We start from the raw sequence: 18,431 nt of genomic DNA on the forward strand, positions 1-18,431 counted from the left end.
CCCAGCCGACCGCCAGTCCGACGGTTCGGAACCAGCACGCTCGTCACACGACCGTCACACGCGGGAGGCCCGCTCGGGCCAAGATGGGAGGCGACACCGACGAGGAGTGACATGGCCACCTTCACCCGCGGGTTCGGCGGACGCCGCCGCGACGCCGACGACAGCAAGATCCCGCCCGGGCAGACCCTGGTGCACGACTGGCCCGTGCTCTCCGCCGGCGCCACACCCGAGATCGAGCCCTCCGAGTGGAGCTTCTCGATCCGCACCGAGTCCGGCCTGCACTCGTGGACGTGGGACGAGGTCCGAGCACTCGGGCTGGAGGACATCACCGTCGACATCCACTGCGTCACGCACTGGACGAAGCTCGGCATGGCCTGGCGCGGGGTACCCCTCGACAAGCTGTTCGCCGACATCGAGACGTCGCTCGACTTCTGCATGGTGCACAGCTTCGGCGGCTACACCACGAACGTGCCGCTCGACGAGCTGCTCGAGGGGCAGGCGTGGATCGCGTTCGAGGCGGACGGCGAACCCCTCACCCCCGAGCACGGCGGCCCCGCACGGCTGCTCGTCCCGCACCTGTACTTCTGGAAGAGCGCGAAGTGGGTCCGCGGCATCGTGATGCACGCCGAGGACGAGCCCGGGTTCTGGGAGAACGCCGGCTACAACATGCACGGCGACCCGTGGAAGGAAGAGCGGTACTGGTGAGCCTCTCCACCGCCGACGGTACCCCCGGCCTGGAGGCCCGTCCCCCGTCCGCCCGGCCGGACCGGCCCGGTGCCGCACCGGCCGGGCCCGGTGTCGCCCCCGTCCGCCCGCTCCGGCGTCCCGCCTGGCACGCCGCCACGGTGGCGTCGGTGTCCCCGGAGACGCCGAACGCCCGACGCCTGGTGCTGGACGTGCCGACCTGGCCGGGCAACGACCCCGGGCAGCACCTGGACCTGCGGCTCACGGCGGAGGACGGCTACCAGGCCACCCGGTCCTACTCGATCGCTTCCTCCGGCGACGACCCGCGGGTCACGCTCGCGGTGGACCGGGTCGAGGACGGCGAGGTGTCCCCGTTCCTGGTCGACGCCGTCGAGGTCGGGGACGCGCTCGAGGTGCACGGGCCCCTCGGCGGGTGGTTCGTCTGGCGTCCGGGCCCCGCGGCGTCCGAGCCGCGCCCGGTGCAGCTGATCGCCGGTGGGTCGGGCATCGTGCCGCTCCTGCCGATGGTCACCGCGCACGCAACCGCCGGCGATCCGTCACCGTTCCGGATGCTCTACGCCGTCCGGACCCCGGAGGACGTCTTCTTCCGGCAGGAACTGGAAGCAGCGGTGACCGCGGCCGAGCACGCACCGTTCGTCCTCGACATCGTCTACAGCCGCCGGGTGCCGGACGGCGTGACGACCCCGGCCGGACGACTGACCCGGGAGCGGTTGGCGTCGGCGGTCCTGCCGCCCGAGGCCGGGGCCCTGGTGTACGTGTGCGGCTCGACACCCTTCGTCGAACAGGTGCTGCGGTGGCTCGGTGAACTCGGCCACGACACCACCGAGGTGCGTGCGGAACGGTTCGGAGGCTCGTGATGACGCTCGTCGACGGCAACGCCCTGGCCGGGGACCTCGCCGAGGTGCTCGGGGGCGACGCGACGTCCGCCCGGTTGCGCTGTTCGGGCTGCGGGACCACGGGCCTCCTGGCGGTGACCCGGGTCCATCGGACGGCGATGGGGAGTGTCGCCCGCTGCCGTGGGTGCGACACGGTGCTCGTGACCGTCGTCGACGCCGGCGCGTCGCTGTGGGTCGGCATGCCGGGCACGAGAGCCGTCGCGACAGCCTGAGCCCGCCGCGCAAGTCGACAGGCCGATGGGCGGCGGATCGTGCGGGAAGCCGCACGACCCGCCAGCGGGACCCTCCCGCTGGCCCTGCTGCTCCGAAGAGATCCCCGGGCCCGCGTCCGGACCACCCATCCGGGGGCCACGACGAGGCGACGGTGCCTCCACGCCGGCGGGCGCGGGGACCCGAACCCTGCGCCCGCTGACGTGCTCGTCGCCACTGACGTGCTCGTCGCCCACCGACGACAGAACCCCCCGACCGATCGGCCGAGGGGTTCTGGTTCTGCGTTCCGAGCGGATGACGAGATTCGAACTCGCGACCCTCACCTTGGCAAGGTGATGCGCTACCACTGCGCCACATCCGCACGCTGCCCACCGGGGTGACCAACAGCGACCACTGTACCCGACGACCGGCGTGATCCGGGCCTCCTGTCCGGATGTCGGGCGCGCCGGACGTCGCCAGCGACGACCGGACTAGGGTCTGCTCCGTGACGACGACGTTCCGACGCAACTCCCCGTCCGCCCTCGGCATCGACGCGACCGGGCTCGACCGCCTGGTCTCCGCGCTGGAGGGCGCGGACGGCGTCGAGCCGCACAGCCTCATGGTCCTCCGGCACGGCGAGGTCGCGGCTGAGGGCTGGTGGGCCCCGTTCGCCGCCGACCGGGCGCACCTGCTCTACTCGCTGAGCAAGAGCTTCACCGCCGCAGCCGTCGGCATCGCCGTGCGCGCGGGGCTGATCGACCTGGACGACACGGTCGTCAGCCACTTCCCCGAGCTCGACGCCGAGGTGACCGACGAGCGCACCCGGCGGATGCGGGTCCGGCACCTGCTGGCGATGGCGAGCGGACACCGCACCGAGACCATCGACCGGGCGGAGGCGATCGACCCGACGAACACCGTCCGCGGGTTCCTGCTCCTCCCGCCCGACGAGGAGCCCGGCAGCGTCTTCGCCTACAACCAGCCGTGCACGTACACCCTCGGCGAGATCGTCCGGCGGATCAGCGGGACATCGCTCCTCGAGTACCTGCGTCCGAGGCTGTTCGCGCCGCTCGGCATCGACGACTTCGCGTGGCGGCGAGACGACTCCGGCGCGGAACTCGGGTACAGCGGCGGCTACACGACCACCGACGCGGTCGCCGCACTCGGCCAGCTGTACCTGCAGCGCGGGGTGTGGGACGGGCAGCGTCTGCTCGACGAGGACTGGGTCGACCAGGCCACCAGCGTCCGGGTCGCCAACCCCGACGAGGAGAACCCGGACTGGTCGGCGGGCTACGGGTTCCAGTTCTGGATGGCGCGGCACGGCTTCCGCGGCGACGGCGCCTACGGCCAGTTCTGCGTCGTCCTGCCCGAACACGACGTCGTGGTGGTGATGACCGGCCAGAGCCCCGACATGCAGGCCGTCCTCGACGCGGTGTGGGAACACCTGTTGCCGGCGATCGACCGGCAGGGGGCCGAGACTGCCGACGCGGCCCTGGGCGAGCGACTCGCCCGGCTCGCACTCCCCCCGCTCGCCGGTGACGCGCTCGGCGTGCTCGGCGCGCTGCCCGAGGGCGCCTTCTCCGCCGCGTCCGGGTCGACGGGCGTCGGAGCCGGACTGGAGGCCCTGCACCTGACCCAGGACGCCGAGCGCGGGTGGGTACTCACCCTCCGCGACGCCTCCGGCGAGGTCACGGCCCCGGTCCGCGACGGCACGTGGGCGGTCTCCGGTTCGACGGCGACCAGCGGCGGACGCTCCGGTGACGTCGTGTCGATCGACGTCCGGTTCGTGGAGACACCGCACCTGCTGCACGTCCGGTGCGACCTGGCTGCGGGCACCGCCGCGGCGAGGTGGGAGACGGAGCCGCTCCACGACGGCATCGTGACGCTGCGCCGCCCGATCGACTGAGCGGACCTCCGGACGAAGTCCTGTGTGCGCGGATCCGGAGTTGCCTCCGACCGTCCGGTCCCTACGGTCGGACTGGTGGAACACGGAACGGACAGCGGCGAGGCGGACGTCACCACGAGCCTCCAGGCCGCGCAGGACACGATCATCGACCAGTTGTCGGAGTGGGTGCGGATCCCGTCCGTCGCCTCGCAACCGGAGCGGGCGCTCGACGTCGAGCGCTCCGCGCGGTGGCTCGCCGGCGCGATGCGCGAGGTGGGACTCCGGACCGAGGTGCTGCGGGCCGGACCGTCGCCCGCGGTGTACGGCGAGTGGCTGGTCGACCCGTCGCTGCCGACCGTCCTGGTCTACAGCCACCACGACGTCCGGCACGCGAAGCCCGAGGAGTGGATGGAGACGGCGCCGTTCGCACCCGTGCTCCGCGACGGCCGACTGTACGGCCGCGGCGCGTCGGATGCGAAGGGGCAGGTCATCGCACACCTCTGGGCGCTGCGGGCACACCTGGGGACCCGGGACGACGGCCAGCCGGCGGTGAACCTCAAGTACCTCGTCGAGGGCGAGGAAGAGCTCGGGTCGTCGCACTTCGCCGCGCTGCTCGAGAGCGACCCGGAGCGGTTCGCTTGCGACGTCGTCGTCTTCTCGGACACGCTGCAGTGGAAGAGCGGCAACCCGGCGGTCGTCACCTCGATGCGCGGCATGACCGGAGCCACCCTGACCGTTACCGGCCCGGCTCGAGACGTGCACAGTGGGGCGGTGTCCGGTCCGGCGCCCAACCCGGTGCACGCGCTCGTCTCGGTGCTCGCGGCGATGCACGACGACGAGGGTCGCATCGCCATCCCGGGGTTCCTCGACGACGTCGACGAGCTCACCGAGGAGCGGCAGCAGGAGCTGCGTGACCTGGACTTCGACACCGACGTGTGGCTCGAGCGGACCGAGACCCGGAGCGTCGTCGGCGAGCCCGGACACACGATCGAGGAGCGACTCTGGGCGCGCCCGTCGATCGAGGTCCTGACGCTGCTCGCCGGCGACCCCACCGGGTTCCCCCGGGCCGTCATCCCCAGCGAGGCCACCGCGGAGATCAGCATCCGGACGGTCCCCGGTCAGCACGTCGCCCGTGTCGCCGAGCAGTTGCGGGCCTTCGTCGCTGAGCAGATGCCGGACGGGGTGACCTACGAACTCGACATCCCGGAGGAGTCCGGCCAGGACCCCTACGTCACACCGTCCGGTCCGGCCGCCGAGGCCCTGGTCCGAGCGATGGAACGGGGGCACGGCACCGAGACCGCGGGACGGATGGGGAATGCCGGCGGCGGACCCGCGGAACTGCTCGGACGGGTGCTCGACGCTCCGGTGCTGTTCATCGGGACGGGGCTGCCGGAGGACCACTGGCACTCGAGTGACGAGAGCATCGAGGTGCAGATGCTGCTGGACGGGGCGGCCTCGATCGCGTTCCTGCTCGAGGAACTCGCCGACGCGTTGCGGTGACGGGCCGCGTGCCGCCGTGGTGACGGGCCGCGTGCCGCCGCTGTCGGTGCCGCTCCGCCTGCTCAGCGTGTCGCGCCGGTGACCACCGCATGCGCGAACGACCACTGCGCGTCCCGGACCCCGGAGCACATGTAGGCGCCGATGGACGGGTCGCAGGGCTGGTCGCGGGTGGCCTCCCAGTAGGACAGCACCTCGATGCCGTTCGCCACAGACCAGGCCGCCAGGTCCTGGGCATCCGTGCGGGTGAAGACCTCGCCGGTGTCGTTCAGACCGACCATCGGGGTGATGCCGATCATCGACAGTCGGGCCGGAGCGCTGAGCGCGGCGTAGGCGGGGATCGTGGCGAGCTGGCTCGCGGTCGCCAGGGCGGCGGACTCCGCGGCCGCACCCATCGGCTGGGCCCCCTGTCCGTAGTCCATCGCCATGAGGTTCACGGCGACCGGACGGACACCGGCGACGGCGAGCCCCCGGACGGCGGCGACGCCCTCGCCGAGGAGTCCGGTCGGCATCACCGGCAGGGTGAGCGAGACGTCGAGGTGGCGTCCCTTCGCGGCCTGCGCGGCGACGACCCCGGCGATCGCCGTCGCACGGCGCTGGTTGGCCGCCGTGTCGCCGAGCGCCGTGCCCTCGATGTCGAGGTCGATCCGGTCGACGCCGAACCGGTCGACGACCTGCTGGTAGGCGGCCTGCAGCTTCACCGGGTCGGTGCACCGCAGGGCGAGCTCGCTGTTCACCGCGCCGCCGAACGACACCACGACCTGGCCGCCGCTCGCCTGGAACGCGGCGATGTTCGCATGGAAGTCCTGCGGGCCGCCGATCCGGTAGGCGTCGAAGCCGGCCCAGGCCGGCGTGCAGGCGCTGCCGCCGTTGTCCGACACGACGAACGCCAGCGTGAAGGCACGCATGCCGGTCTGCGCCGCGAAGGCCCGCAGGTCGGCGGTCGGCCACAGCCCGAGGTCGACGTACGGGGCGATCAGGGTCCGACCGGCACGGGGCTGTGTCAGGGGTGCCGGGACCGCGATCGGCGCAGGCGCGGGGGTGCTCGTGGCCGGCGTGCCGGACGGGCCGCCGCTCACCGTGCAGGCGACGTCCGTGCCGGTGGGCAGGTCGAGCACGGTGCACCCGGTCGGGACGACACCGGCGCCGCCTGCGGTCTTCGAGGTGAGCCCGAACGACGTTGCAGCTCCGGCGTCGAGCGAGCGGGCGTAGGACGGGGCGGACGCGATGAAGCCGCCGGTCGTGGCACTCGCGGTGGCGTCCCAGATCGTGTCGACGGTGGCGGCGTAGGTGAACCGGATCCGCCACGGAGCCAGACGCAGAGCGGTCCGGTTCGTCACGCTGACCGAGGACTGGCTGCCGGTCGTCCAGGTGGCGTTGTCCAGCCAACCGACCGCGACCGTGCCGTCCCGCCCGGTGGCCGGCTTCGGCGTGGGAGCGGGCGTCGGTGCTGACGCCGGCGTGGGCGTCGGTGTCGGTGTCGGCGTTGCCGGGGGCTTGCCCGGCGTCGCCACTCCACCGTTGACCGAGCACGGCAGGGCCGCTCCGATGACCGTGCACGAGGTCGGCACCGTCGTCGCCTTCGCGACCTTCCGCGAGTCGATCCGGAAGGACGCCGTCGCACCCTTGGCGATGTCCGGTCGTGCCGTCACCCCGGCGACCGTGAGCGACCCCTTCGCGCTCGAGACCTTGCGGACGTCGCGGAACGTCCGCGCGTCGGACGCCTACGCGAACTCGATCGTCCATCCACGCCAGGTGGCACCGGACCCGTTCGTGACACCGACCGTGGAACGGAAGCCGGTGGCCGTCACGGCGCTGTTCTTCCACGACACGGACACCTTCGGACTCGCCGCTGCGAGGGCCGGCACCGCGGTGACCGTCGTCGCGCTCACCGTGGTCGCGAGCATCACCAGGAGCACCGCCGCGGGCAGGAACCGTCGCATCGGGGTCGGACGCCGCATGGTGCCACTCCTCGGGTCGGGAACCGCCCACCGCCCCTCGGGCCGGGCGTCACGTTCCGTCGGCCCCTATCGGCAGTGCACCCGGATCCGTCGGTGCCAGCCGCAGAGTTCTCCGGACGGGAGCGGCCGTGCGGGACCATCGCCGTCTCGCCTCTCGCCTCTCGCCCCTCGCCCCGCGTTCCGAGCCGACGCGGTCGCACGAGGTGTCCCGACGGCGGGAACGACGAAAGCCCCCGGCATTCCTGCCGGGGGCTTCTTCGTGGTGGGCGATACTGGGATCGAACCAGTGACCTCTTCCGTGTCAGGGAAGCGCGCTACCGCTGCGCCAATCGCCCAGATGAGTTCCGCCGGAGCGGACTGGAGGTGGGGACGGGATTCGAACCCGCGTGGACGGCTTTGCAGGCCGCTGCCTCGCCTCTCGGCCACCCCACCATCAAGGTCCACGTCTGGCGTAGTACCCGATCGGTGGGATACCTCTTCTGGAGAGTTGCTGCCTTCCGGAGAAGACAGGCACCTCGAGCGGATGACGAGATTCGAACTCGCGACCCTCACCTTGGCAAGGTGATGCGCTACCACTGCGCCACATCCGCATGGTCTGACCTGAGTCACACCGGTGTTGCCCGACCCGCTCTCGCGGCGACTCGTAAACTGTACCCAGTTCACGCTGTTTCTCCAAAACCGGTTCCGTTCACCGGGCGTGTCCCCCGAGTTCATGCGGATCGGCGGGGTCTCCACGGGCCTCCAGTGCGCCCGCCCGGCCGGCGACGCGCGCGACGAATGGCCGGTGTTCCGACCACGGTCCGACATCCGCTACTATCGATCCGCACGCAAGTGCGAGGGGCGATTGGCGCAGTTGGTAGCGCGCTTCGTTCACACCGAAGAGGTCATCAGTTCGAGTCTGGTATCGCCCACGTGCCCGTTCCGGGCAAGCAGAACACCCGAAGAGCCCGACGCCACCGCGTCGGGCTCTTCGCATCCCACGAGCCGTCCGACCACACGACCCGTACAGCCACACGACCCGTCCGACCACCAGGGGCAGCATGACCGACGTCGACCTCGAGTTCGCCCGGGTCCGCCAGGTGCTCGACCGTCCGACGCTCCGACTCATGTCCCGTCCGACGAGTGCCGCGGTCGTCTCGGTGTTCCGCACGGTGTTCGACCGCGACGTGCAGTACGTCCCGGCCGACCGGATGCACCTGCAGGTCGAGGAACACGTCGCCCGACTGCAGGCGACCGGTGCGCGGGTGCCGGCGGGCGACTCGCCCAGCGGGGACCTGCCGGCGGGCGAGGCACCGCGTCCCAACGGTCGGTCGCTCTGCCGCGAGTGGGTGGCGGCACAGTGGCTCGTCCGCTCGAACTCCCCCGACGGTGACGAGCAGTACAGCCTGACGAGTCACGCCCTCGAAGCCCTGAGCCTCATCGACGCGCTGTCGTCCGAGCGCGCGCTCATCAGCGAGAGCCGCCTGGCGATGATCGTCGACGCCGTGCACCGTTGGGCCGCCCGTGCCGAACCCGACCGGGACACCCAGGTCCGCCGGCTCGACGCCCAGATCGCGGAGCTGCAGGCCGAGCGGGACCGCCTGGCCCGCGGTGACGAGGTCGTCACGGTCGATGAGGACCGGATGCGCGACGGCTACACGAACCTGACCGACCTGATCCGCCAGCTCCCGAGCGACTTCAAGCGGGTCGAGGAAGCGGTGGCGACCATGCACCGCGAGATCGTCGAGGACTTCCGACAAGAGGTGCGTCCGATCGGCGAGATCCTGGACGACTACCTGGCCCGGACCGACAACCTCATGGAGTCCACGCCCGAGGGCCGGGCGTTCCAGGGAGCCTTCGAGCTCCTGCGCGACGACGCGTTGCTCCTCCGGCTCCGGGACGACATCACCACGATCCTGGAACACCCGTTCGCGAGCTCGCTCAGCGCGACCGAGCGCCGGACCTTCCGGGGCACGGTCGGCATCCTCCGTCAGGGCATCGAGGACGTCCTCGCCCAGCGCCGGATGCTCACCGCCACGCTGCGCGACCAGATCGTCGCGCACGACGTGGTGCGGGACCGCGAACTCGACGCCGTGCTGCGTTCGGTGAACCGCGGACTCGCGGCCTGGATGGACACCGGCTCGGCGCGCGACCGGGTCCCGCTCGGCCTGCTGCCCCCGTCCGCCGCGGTCGGGACGCTCCGCGAGAAGTTCTACGACCCGGACGCCGAGTCCGCACCACCGCCGCTCGAGGAACCCGACGACGACGTGTTCGAGGACATCGACGTCGAGTCGCTCCGCCGCCACGGCGGTCCGCTGCTCGCCGAGCTGCGCGACGTCCTGGCGCACGCCGCGACCGGCTCGAGCGTGGACGCCTTCCACACGCTGCCCGCCGAGCAGCGACGCCCCGTCGAGCTCTTCGGACTCGCCCACCTGCTCACCGGACACCAGGACTTCGAGGTGGGCACGGCCTCCGCGCCGCACCACACCGTCCGCCCCGACGGCGAGCCGGTCACCTTCCACATGCCCACCGCAGCGCTCGTCCCCGCGGGCGATGCTCCGGGCCCCGACGACGAACCCGGCCAGGAGGCACCGTGAGCGACACGACGCCAGCACCCGTCCACGACGAGGTCGCGTTCGAGGACGCCTCCGGCGTGGACGCCGACGGAGCCGTCGACTTCGCCGGCGAATTCTCCGGCGAATTCTCCGGCGAATTCTCCGGCGAATTCTCCGGCGACGCACTCGCGGAGCGTGACGAGAGCACGTTCGCGCTGTTCGAGGGCGACGAGGGCCGCCTCGACGAACCGCAGCGCCGCGCCCTGGTCGCCCTGCTGCGGCACCCCTACGTCAGTGCCCGCACGCACGTGGACGAGTGGCGTGCGGTCCTGGACGCCGAGCACCAGCTCCGGTCCCGACTGAACGACCTGTTCCTCGAACTCCACGTCGACCGGGACCGCGAGGTCGCCTTCAAGCGCCAGGCCCGCTCCGAGAGCACCCGCCGCGGCTTCCCGACCCTGCTCCGCGACGCCCCGTACACCCGCGAGGAGACGATCGTCCTCGTCTACCTGCGGATGCGACTGCGTGCCGACGCCCGTCCCGGCCCCGACCAGGTCGTGGTGGACCGGACCGAGATCCTCGGGCACGTGTCCGGCTTCCGACCGGCGACCGCGACCGACCGCACCCGTGACGAGGCCCGCGTGGCGAAGGCGGTCGAGCGACTGGTGACGGCCCGGGTGCTGCTGAAGACCTCCGACCCGGACCGCTTCCGGATCGCGAGCGTCGTCGAGGTCCTCCTGCCCCTCGAACGACTGGTCGAGCTCGACACGTGGTTGACGAGCACCACGCTGCGGAACGCGACCACCGACGGTGGTGCGGCGTCCGACGAGGGTGATCCGACCCTCCTGACCGATGACGACACGGACACCGACACCGACACCGACGAGACCGAGGAGGACCGCGCGTGAGCACCGTCGACATCGACACCACGGGCATCCCCGCCCTGTTCGACACCGTCGCGCAGTGGCGCGCCGAGTCCATGCAGGTCGTCAACTGGGGCGGTTTCCAGGGCCACCGCCAGGTGGAGCTCTCCGGGACGGCGACCCTGATCTCGGGTGCCTCGGGGACCGGCAAGTCGACGCTGATGGACGCGTACCTCGCGGTGATGATGCCGTCCGACGTGCCGTTCAACGGCGCCTCGAACGACGCGACGACCGGCCGGGCGCGCAGCGCGGACCAGCGCAACCTGCTCACCTACCTGCGCGGCAAGGTCGACACCCGGCGTGACCCGGAGACCGGTGCGCTCAAGGACGTCACGCTCCGCGGCGACGAGCAGACCACCTGGGGCGCCGTCGCGGTCACGTTCCGGAACGACGACGAGCGGCGGTTCACGGTCCTCCGCGCCTACATCGTGCCCCGCCGTGCCCGTGGTGTGGCGGACATCCAGATGACCATGGCGACCGTCGACGACGTGTTCGACCTGCGCCGACTCGAGGACTTCGTGCCCTCCCGGTTCGCGCACCTGGAACTCACCGGCCGGATCCCGGGGCTCGTGATCCGTGACACCTACCAGGAGCTCGCGTACACGCTGCAGACCCGGCTGGGCATCGGCGACTCCGGCGGCGGGAACCGCGCCATGCGCCTGCTCGCCCGCATCCAGGCCGGTCAGCACATGCCGACCGTCGACGCCCTGTACAAGTCGCTCGTGCTCGAGACCCCCGGCACCTACGAGGCGGCGGACCGCGCGCTCGCCCACTTCGCCGCCCTCGACGAGGCGTACGAGGCGATGGACACCGAGGAACGCAAGGTCCGCATCCTCTCCCCCATCAGCGAGCTGCACGACGAGATCGAACGGTCCCGGGCGGCAGCGGCGGCGCTCGACGGCATCGCGACCGGCGCGGACGTCTCGCCCTTCGCGCACTGGACGGCGTCCCGCAAGCGGGAGCTGCTCGACCTCGAGGTCGAGCGGAACACCCGCGAGCGGACCGCCACCCGCGCCGAGGTCGAGGCCGCCTCGGCCCGGCACGCCGCGGTCGAGGTCGAGCTCCGCGACGCGGAGGCCCGACTGCGCGACTCCGGCGGCAACGCGCTGGCGCAGCTCGAGGACCGCATCGACCGCGGCACCCGGGAGCGCGCCGCCGTCGCCCGCGCCCGCGAGGTCTTCGACGAGCGCACCGCGCCCCTCGGCGAACCGTTGTCCACCGAGGCCGAGTTCACCGAGGCCCAGCGCGCCAGCCACGAGTTCCTCGGCACCTACCCCGCTCGGCGCGACGACCTCGACAGCCGCCGCGACGCCCTGACCCGCGAGGAGTACCCGCTCCTCGACCGCGAGCGGACCCTGCGTCAGGAGCGTCGGTCGCTCGAGCACCGCCAGGGCGCCATGCCGCTGCCGATGCACGAAGCCCGCGTCGCGATGGCCCGCGCCGCCGGCATCGACCCCGCGGAGGTGCCGTTCGTCGCCGAACTCCTCGACGTCCTGCCAGCCGAGGAGCAGTGGCGCACTGCGATCGAGTCCGTGCTGGCCCCGGTCGCCCGCACCCTGCTCGTCGACGAGGACCGCCTGGACGACTTCAGCGCCGCGATCGACGCGCTGCGTCTGCCCGTCCGGGTGCAGTTCGAGGGCGTCCCGATGGGTCCGCACATCGACCTGCCCGGCGACAGCTCGATGGTCTCCGGTAAACTCGCGATCAAGCCGTCGCCGTTCAGCACCTGGGTCCGCGAGCGCATCGAGTCCGACCGGATCGACGCCCGCTGCGTCGAGGACGCCGCCGACCTCGGCGGGGGTGGCCGACGTGTCACCGTCGCCGGGCAGCTCCGCGACGGCCGCCGCGGCGCACACGGCGACCGCCGCCAGGCGAACGTCATCGGCTTCACGAACGAGTCCCGGGTCCGCTCCGTCGAGACGGAGCTCGCCGAGATCGCCGCCGACCTCACCGCCCTGGAGGCCCGCCGCACCGACATCGCGCAGGACCTGGCCGCCCTCGACACGCTCCGCACCGCGCACCGACACCGCGTGGACGTCACGTGGGACGCCGTCGACGTGGCCGGCGCCGACGCGTCGCTCACCCGACTGGAGGACGAACGCCAGGCGCTCCTGGCCGCCGACGACGGACTGCGGACTCTCCGCGCGTCCGTCGCCCGGCTCCGCGCGGCACTCGACGACGCCGCCGACCGTCGCGCCGCCGCACGGCTCAGCGTCAAGCGTCTGGAGGAACGACACGCGGTGCTCGTCGACGGCCAGGACGCCGCCAGCGAGATCCTCGAGCGGTTCACCGACGCGCCCGAGCGGCTGCCGGACGAGCAGCAGGAACGTCTGCTCGCCGAGGCCTTCGACGAGGTCGGGGCACCCGAGGGCGTCGACGGTTTCGACGACGCGACCAAACGCCTCCGGCGGCGACTCGAGGAGCGCCTGTCGCAGGCCCTCGACGGTGCCGCGACCGCCTCGGTGGCACTCACCACGACGTTCGAGCGCTACCAGGACGCCTGGCCGGACCCGAACCTCGGCACCGGGGTGGCGTCGTACCCCGACTACCGCGCGATCCTCGACCAGATCGTCGCCACGGGCCTCCATGCGCGACGCAGCGAATGGCGTCGACGGCTGTCCCAGTGGAGCGGCGAGGACCTCGTGCCGCTCTCCGGCGCGTTCGACCGCGCGGTCGTGGAGATCGAGGAGCGCCTCGAACCGGTCAACGAGATCCTGCGCGACCTGCCGTTCGGCGCGAACCGCGACCGACTGAAGATCGTCATCCGCCGCGTCACGCGCGAGGACGTCACCCAGTTCCGCAGGGAGCTCCGCGCCCTGTCCGCCTCGGTCGACACCGAGTTGACCGACGACGTCCTCGAGACACGGTTCCGACGCCTGCGCCGGTTCATGGCCGTCATCCGACCCGACCCGGAGTCCCCGCGCGGGCGCACCACGCAGCGGGACGCCGTCCTGGACGTCCGTCGGCACATGGAGATCACGGCCGTCCGCTACGACACGGCGGGTGACGACCTCGGCGTGTACTCGTCCCTCGGTGACAAGTCCGGTGGCGAGACGCAGGAGCTCGTGGCGTTCATCGTCGGTGCGGCGCTCCGCTACCAGCTCGGCGACGAGACCCGGCCCCGACCACGGTTCGCGCCGGTGTTCCTCGACGAGGCGTTCATCAAGGCAGACTCCGAGTTCGCCGGCCGTGCGGTGACCGCGTGGCTGCGACTCGGCTTCCAGCTCGTGGTCAGCGCGCCGCTCGACAAGGTCACGGCCCTGGAACCGTCGATGGAGCGGCTGCTGTCGATGCGGAAGCACCCGGACACCGGGTACTCGTCCGTCACCCAGATCCGACGGGACTGAGCACGGTCCAGGCTCGCTGCCGGTGGTCCGGCGGTAGGGTCGTGGCGTGTTCGGACGTCGCGCTCCCCGCCCTGCTGCTCCCGACGACTCCGCCGGGGCGGTGCCGCCGGACGTCCCGGTCCTCGGCATCGGTGCCGTCGTCCGGGTGGTCCCGTCGGACCGCGGCGACCAGTGGGCGGACGACCCGATCGGGTTGATCGTCGCTCCGGGAGGCGCGCAGCTCGCCGGGTACGCCGGTGCCGGGGTCCGCGTGGCCTGGGTCGTCGAGTTCGACGAGCCCGCCTACACGACGGACGGCCGCGGCCCGTTCGAGCGCGCGACCGTCCAGAGTCGTCAGTTGGTGCCGATCCCGATGGAACCGGAGACCGTGGACGCCGGAGCGTCCTGACCGGTCAGTACTCTTCGGAGCCGGACTTCATCATGGCGGCGACGGCCAGGCAGGTGCCGAACCCACCGAGGACGCCGATGCCGATGATGATGCCTGCGATGAGCTCGAGCATGGGGGTGACTCCTCGTGATCTGGTGCCGGTCTGGCGGGGCCGGTCTGCTGCGCTCCAGGCTACCGGACCGTGCCCGTCGGACGTGCGGTGCCGCGCGTCAGCTAGCGGATGCCGCGCATGAGTCGCAGCACCGGCCGGGCGATCACCAGCAGGACGACACCGACCACGACGGCGACCAAACCGAGGACCGTGAAGTACGGCGCCTCGTGCTCCGGGTCGTAGTACCGGGAGAGCACGCCGGTCAGCGCGGTGCCGAGCGACACCGACAGGAAGAACAGCGCCACCATCTGCGTCTGGAACTTCGGCGGCGCGAGCTTCGTGGCGACGGACTGCCCGGTCGGTGACAACAGCAGTTCTGCGACGGTGAACACGAACAGGATGCCGACGAGGGCGAGCAGCGGCGTGCCGTTCTCACCGGTGCCGACGAAGGGCAGGAAGAGCAGGAACGCCACGCCCATGATCCCCGTCCCCAGGCCGAACTTCGTCGGCGTGGACGGTTGGCGGTCGCCCAGGCGGGTCCAGAGTGCGGCGAAGAGTCCCGACAGCACGATGATCATGACCGGGTTGATCGACTGCGCCCACGACACGGGCATCGTGAAGCCGAACAGGTCACGGTCCAGGCGCTGGTCCGCGTAGACCGTCACGACGGTGAACTGCTGCTGGTACAGCGACCAGAACACCGCGCTGCCGATGAACAGCGGGATGAACGCGAACACCCGGGAGCGCTCGTCGGGGGTCAGGCCACTGGACAGGATCACGACGAAGTAGGCGATCGTCGCGACGACCACCACGACCACCACGACGACCGGCAGCGTCGACACGGTCAGCAGTCCGGTGAGCACGGCCACCGCGATGACGGCCAGTCCGGCGACCGCCACGATGACGGCCAGCGGGTAGCGCGACCGCGGCAGCGGGTTCGTCACGTGCTGCACGGCGTCGGGCAGGTTCCGTCGGCGGATCGCGTACTGCACGAGTCCCGCGGCCATCCCGACCGCGGCGAGCCCGAAGCCGTAGTGGAATCCGAGCGTCGACTGCAGTAGTCCGGTGAGCAGTGGCCCGGCGAAGGCGCCGAGGTTCACACCGAGGTAGTACAGCGAGAAGCCGGCGTCGCGCCGCGGGTCGTCGCGCGTGTAGAGCGAGCCGACGATCGTCGTGGCGGTGGCCTTGAGGCCGCCGGAGCCGAGCGCGATCAGCACGAGCCCGACCCCGATGCCCGCGACCCCGGGGACCAGGGCGAGCGCGATGTGACCGAGCATCACGACGACGGCGCTGCCGAAGAGCGTCCGGTCGGCGCCGATCAGGCGGTCGGCCACCCACGCGCCGAGGATCGTGAAGAGGTACACCGAGCCGCCGTAGGCGCCCATGATGCCGTTCGCCACCCCCTGGTCGATGCCCAGGCCACCCCGTGTGAGCGAGTAGTACATGTAGAGCAGGACGATGCCCTGCATGCCGTAGAACGAGAAGCGCTCCCAGAGCTCGACGGCGAACGGTGTGGACAGCTCGAACGGCTGCCCGAAGAAGGTGCGTCCGCTGCCGCGCCGGTCCGGCTTCGTGGTGCTCGACATGCCGGCCAGTGTGCCCCCGGAACGAGGGACGGGCCGAATCCCCACCAGGGTCCCCACGGATGTCCCGGGCGGGTCTTGGAGGGTTCCCACCAATGACGAGGTTCGGCCGACCGGACCGGTTGTGGCCCTGGCACGGCTGTCATGCCATCCGCAACACGGGTGCCTACGCTGGCTTGGTCGGACCGCCCTGCAGTGACGCGGTCCGTCCACCGTGCAGTTCAGGAGGCACCCGATGGTCGACACCGCACCAGTCCGCAGCAACACCGAGCGCCGTCCGAGCAGCGCCGGTCCGACCGGCACGCCGGGCTCGGACACGCGAGCCTCCGGCAGCGCGCCGAAGGCCGACGCCACGGGCGACCCGGCAGCCGGCACCCCGACCGGCGGCACGGACACCGACGTCCGGATCGACGTCGACCTGCTCGCCGAGCACCTGCTCGGTCGCTGGGCCGAGGACCGCCGGATCTCCCGCCGACTGGCCCGCGACCCCGCGCTGCACAAGATCGAGGGACAGCCGATCGCCGAGCACCGTGCCCGGGTCTTCGAGCAGCTCCGCATCCTGGTCGACGCCGGGGCGATCCAGCGTCCTTACCCGCCGCAGTTCGGCGGTCAGGACAACCACGGCGGCAACCTGGCGGCGTTCGAGGAACTGACCGTCGCCGACCCGTCACTGCAGATCAAGGCCGGCGTGCAGTGGGGTCTCTTCGCCTCGGCCGTGCACCACCTGGGCACCGAGCGGAACCACCGCGAGTTCCTGCCCGGCATCATCGCCTTCGACGTCCCCGGCTGTTTCGCGATGACCGAGACCGGCCACGGCTCCGACGTGCAGAACATCGCGACGAGTGCGACCTACGACCCGGAGACGCAGGAGTTCGTCGTGCACACGCCCTTCCGCGGTGCGTGGAAGGACTACATCGGCAACGCCGCCCTGCACGGCAAGGCCGCGGTCGTGTTCGCCAAGCTCGTCACGCAGGGCATCGACCACGGTGTGCACGCCTTCTACGTCCCGCTCCGCGACGACGACGGCTTCCTGCCCGGGGTCGGCGGCGAGGACGACGGGGTCAAGGGCGGACTGAACGGCATCGACAACGGCCGGCTCTGGTTCGACCACGTCCGGATCCCCCGCACGAACCTGCTCAACCGCTACGGCGACGTCGCCGAGGACGGCACGTACTCCTCGCCCATCGAGTCCCCCGGCCGGCGCTTCTTCACCATGCTCGGCACGCTCGTGCAGGGCCGGGTGTCGCTCGACGGCGCCGCGGTCGTCGCGCAGAAGGTCGGGCTGCAGATCGCCCTGACCTACGCGATGCAGCGTCGGCAGTTCCCCACCGGCGACGGGCAGGAGGGTGTGCTCCTCGACTACGGCCGGCACCAGCGCCGTCTCATCCCGCGTCTGGCGACCGTGTTCGCGCAGTCCTTCGCCCACGAGAAGCTGCTGCAGACCTTCGACGACGTGTTCAGCGGGCGAGCGGACACCCCGGAGCGTCGCGAGGACCTCGAGACCCAGGCAGCGGCGTTCAAGTCCATGTCCACCTGGTCGGCACTCGACACGCTGCAGGAGTGCCGCGAGGCGACCGGCGGCGCCGGGTTCCTCGCCGAGAACCGCATCACGGGCCTCCGCGCCGATCTCGACGTCTACGTGACGTTCGAGGGCGACAACACCGTCCTGCTGCAGCTCGTCGGCAAGCGCCTGCTCACCGACTTCCGCAAGGCCGCACCGCGCGACGCCGCCTCGACAGCGAAGTTCGTCGCGACCCAGGTCGGGTCGAAGCTCGCCGATGCCACGGGCCTCCGCCGGCTGGGCCAGACCGTGTCCGACCGCGGTTCGCTCGCGGCCTCGGTGGCCGACCTGCAGGACAGCGGGACGCAGCGCGCGCTGCTGGCCGGGCGCGTCGAGACGATGGTCACCGAGATCGGGATGCGCCTCCGGACCGCCGGCAAAGACCGCGCCCGCGCGGCCGTGCTGTTGAACCGGTCGCAGCACGAGCTCATCGAGGCGTCGAAGGCGCACGCCGAGCTCATGCAGTGGGACGCCTTCACGGACGCGATCGCCGACGTCCCGCCGGGAGACACCCGGACCGTGCTGGTCTGGCTGCGCGACCTGTTCGCCCTCGGGTTGATCGAACAGCACCTCGACTGGCACCTGCTGCACGGTCGGCTCTCGGCGCAGCGTGCCCGAGCGGTCTCGGCGTACGTCGACCGGCTCGTGGCGCGGATCCGTCCGGTCGTCCCGCAGCTCATCGAGTCCTTCGGGTACGAGCCGGCGCACGTCCGCTCCCCCATCGCTGCCGGTACTGAGCAGGCACGACAGGACGAGGCCCGGGCCTGGTACGCCGCCGAGCGTGCTGCGGGTCGGCTCCCCGAGCAGGAGAAGAAGCCCCGGCCGTAGGCGCGGCGCGGGGCGCGGCGCGCGCGGGGCGCGGCGCGCGGGGCGC

At 71.8% G+C, this 18,431-nt stretch carries 13 protein-coding genes and 5 tRNA genes; 11 read left to right on the forward strand and 7 right to left on the reverse strand.

The features are described 5' to 3' along the window. The first annotated feature begins 111 nt into the window (after positions 1-111). From DEI89_RS02075 to DEI89_RS02085, 3 genes are read left to right on the forward strand one after another with little or no spacing between them, the layout of a single operon-like run. Positions 112-705: a molybdopterin-dependent oxidoreductase gene (locus tag DEI89_RS02075; RefSeq protein ID WP_110902347.1), complete on the forward strand. Its 594-nt coding sequence runs from the start codon at positions 112-114 to the stop codon at positions 703-705. Then, positions 702-1,562, forward strand: a complete 861-nt coding sequence (locus DEI89_RS02080) for a ferredoxin reductase (protein WP_309146503.1) — start codon at positions 702-704, stop codon at positions 1,560-1,562. The genes DEI89_RS02075 and DEI89_RS02080 overlap by 4 nt, the downstream gene beginning before the upstream one ends. Next, entirely contained in the window at positions 1,562-1,813 is a 252-nt protein-coding gene (locus DEI89_RS02085; RefSeq protein ID WP_110902348.1) for a DUF6510 family protein, read from the forward strand. The genes DEI89_RS02080 and DEI89_RS02085 overlap by 1 nt, the downstream gene beginning before the upstream one ends. A gap of 287 nt (positions 1,814-2,100) precedes the next feature. Here DEI89_RS02085 and DEI89_RS02090 read toward each other — a convergent pair. Continuing rightward, positions 2,101-2,172, reverse strand: a tRNA-Gly gene (locus DEI89_RS02090). A gap of 123 nt (positions 2,173-2,295) precedes the next feature. Between DEI89_RS02090 and DEI89_RS02095 the strand changes: the two genes are divergently transcribed. Together DEI89_RS02095 and DEI89_RS02100 are read left to right on the forward strand one after the other, a co-directional pair. After that, complete coding sequence (locus tag DEI89_RS02095) at positions 2,296-3,693, forward strand: serine hydrolase (RefSeq protein WP_258368633.1); 1,398 nt, start codon at positions 2,296-2,298, stop codon at positions 3,691-3,693. A gap of 75 nt (positions 3,694-3,768) precedes the next feature. Then, entirely contained in the window at positions 3,769-5,172 is a 1,404-nt protein-coding gene (locus DEI89_RS02100; RefSeq protein WP_110902350.1) for a M20/M25/M40 family metallo-hydrolase, read from the forward strand. Between the two features lie 62 nt (positions 5,173-5,234). On the opposite strand, the gene DEI89_RS02105 is transcribed toward DEI89_RS02100, so the two are convergent. The 5 genes from DEI89_RS02105 to DEI89_RS02125 form a co-directional block, all read right to left on the reverse strand. Next, the gene (locus tag DEI89_RS02105) at positions 5,235-6,821 is read right to left on the reverse strand and encodes a cellulose binding domain-containing protein (protein ID WP_110902351.1); all 1,587 of its coding nucleotides are present in this window, start codon (positions 6,819-6,821) and stop codon (positions 5,235-5,237) included. A 72-nt stretch (positions 6,822-6,893) separates the two neighbouring features. Then, positions 6,894-7,130: a hypothetical protein gene (locus DEI89_RS02110; RefSeq protein WP_110902352.1), complete on the reverse strand. Its 237-nt coding sequence runs from the start codon at positions 7,128-7,130 to the stop codon at positions 6,894-6,896. Between the two features lie 260 nt (positions 7,131-7,390). Beyond that, positions 7,391-7,465: transfer RNA gene (locus DEI89_RS02115), tRNA-Val, on the reverse strand. A 23-nt stretch (positions 7,466-7,488) separates the two neighbouring features. Continuing rightward, positions 7,489-7,562: transfer RNA gene (locus DEI89_RS02120), tRNA-Cys, on the reverse strand. A gap of 86 nt (positions 7,563-7,648) precedes the next feature. Beyond that, a tRNA-Gly gene (locus tag DEI89_RS02125) sits at positions 7,649-7,720 on the reverse strand. 248 nt (positions 7,721-7,968) lie between these two features. Here DEI89_RS02125 and DEI89_RS02130 point away from each other — a divergent pair. The 5 genes from DEI89_RS02130 to DEI89_RS02150 all read left to right on the forward strand — a co-directional run bounded on the left by DEI89_RS02130 (position 7,969) and on the right by DEI89_RS02150 (position 14,322). After that, positions 7,969-8,041: transfer RNA gene (locus DEI89_RS02130), tRNA-Val, on the forward strand. Between the two features lie 129 nt (positions 8,042-8,170). Continuing rightward, positions 8,171-9,706 (forward strand): DUF3375 family protein, encoded by a 1,536-nt coding sequence (locus DEI89_RS02135; protein ID WP_110902353.1) that lies wholly within the window; start codon positions 8,171-8,173, stop codon positions 9,704-9,706. Then, positions 9,703-10,572, forward strand: a complete 870-nt coding sequence (locus DEI89_RS02140) for a DUF4194 domain-containing protein (RefSeq protein ID WP_110902354.1) — start codon at positions 9,703-9,705, stop codon at positions 10,570-10,572. The genes DEI89_RS02135 and DEI89_RS02140 overlap by 4 nt, the downstream gene beginning before the upstream one ends. Beyond that, on the forward strand, positions 10,569-13,934 hold the full coding sequence (locus tag DEI89_RS02145; protein WP_110902355.1) for an ATP-binding protein: 3,366 nt from the start codon (positions 10,569-10,571) through the stop codon (positions 13,932-13,934). The genes DEI89_RS02140 and DEI89_RS02145 overlap by 4 nt, the downstream gene beginning before the upstream one ends. Positions 13,935-13,980: 46 nt before the next feature. Next, complete coding sequence (locus tag DEI89_RS02150; protein ID WP_146236656.1) at positions 13,981-14,322, forward strand: hypothetical protein; 342 nt, start codon at positions 13,981-13,983, stop codon at positions 14,320-14,322. 213 nt (positions 14,323-14,535) lie between these two features. Here DEI89_RS02150 and DEI89_RS02155 read toward each other — a convergent pair whose 3' ends face one another. After that, positions 14,536-15,999 carry a peptide MFS transporter gene (locus DEI89_RS02155; protein ID WP_110902357.1) on the reverse strand — a complete coding sequence of 488 codons (1,464 nt, stop codon included), beginning with the start codon at positions 15,997-15,999 and terminating at the stop codon, positions 14,536-14,538. A gap of 232 nt (positions 16,000-16,231) precedes the next feature. On the opposite strand from DEI89_RS02155, the gene DEI89_RS02160 reads away from it, so the two are divergent. Continuing rightward, positions 16,232-18,385 (forward strand): acyl-CoA dehydrogenase, encoded by a 2,154-nt coding sequence (locus tag DEI89_RS02160; protein WP_110902358.1) that lies wholly within the window; start codon positions 16,232-16,234, stop codon positions 18,383-18,385. Positions 18,386-18,431: the final 46 nt, after the last annotated feature.

It is taken from the genome of Curtobacterium sp. MCBD17_030, from assembly GCF_003224255.1.
GTDB lineage: Bacteria > Actinomycetota > Actinomycetes > Actinomycetales > Microbacteriaceae > Curtobacterium.

What these genes read in the sequence shown, in the direction of transcription:
- DEI89_RS02085 (WP_110902348.1), top strand. Translation starts at nt 1,562, where the DNA reads ATGACGCTCGTCGACGGCAACGCCCTGGCCGGGGACCTCGCCGAGGTG.
- DEI89_RS02155 (WP_110902357.1), bottom strand. Translation starts at nt 15,999, where the DNA reads ATGTCGAGCACCACGAAGCCGGACCGGCGCGGCAGCGGACGCACCTTC.
- DEI89_RS02160 (WP_110902358.1), top strand. Translation starts at nt 16,232, where the DNA reads ATGGTCGACACCGCACCAGTCCGCAGCAACACCGAGCGCCGTCCGAGC.
- DEI89_RS02075 (WP_110902347.1), top strand. Translation starts at nt 112, where the DNA reads ATGGCCACCTTCACCCGCGGGTTCGGCGGACGCCGCCGCGACGCCGAC.
- DEI89_RS02110 (WP_110902352.1), bottom strand. Translation starts at nt 7,130, where the DNA reads ATGCGGCGTCCGACCCCGATGCGACGGTTCCTGCCCGCGGCGGTGCTC.
- DEI89_RS02135 (WP_110902353.1), top strand. Translation starts at nt 8,171, where the DNA reads ATGACCGACGTCGACCTCGAGTTCGCCCGGGTCCGCCAGGTGCTCGAC.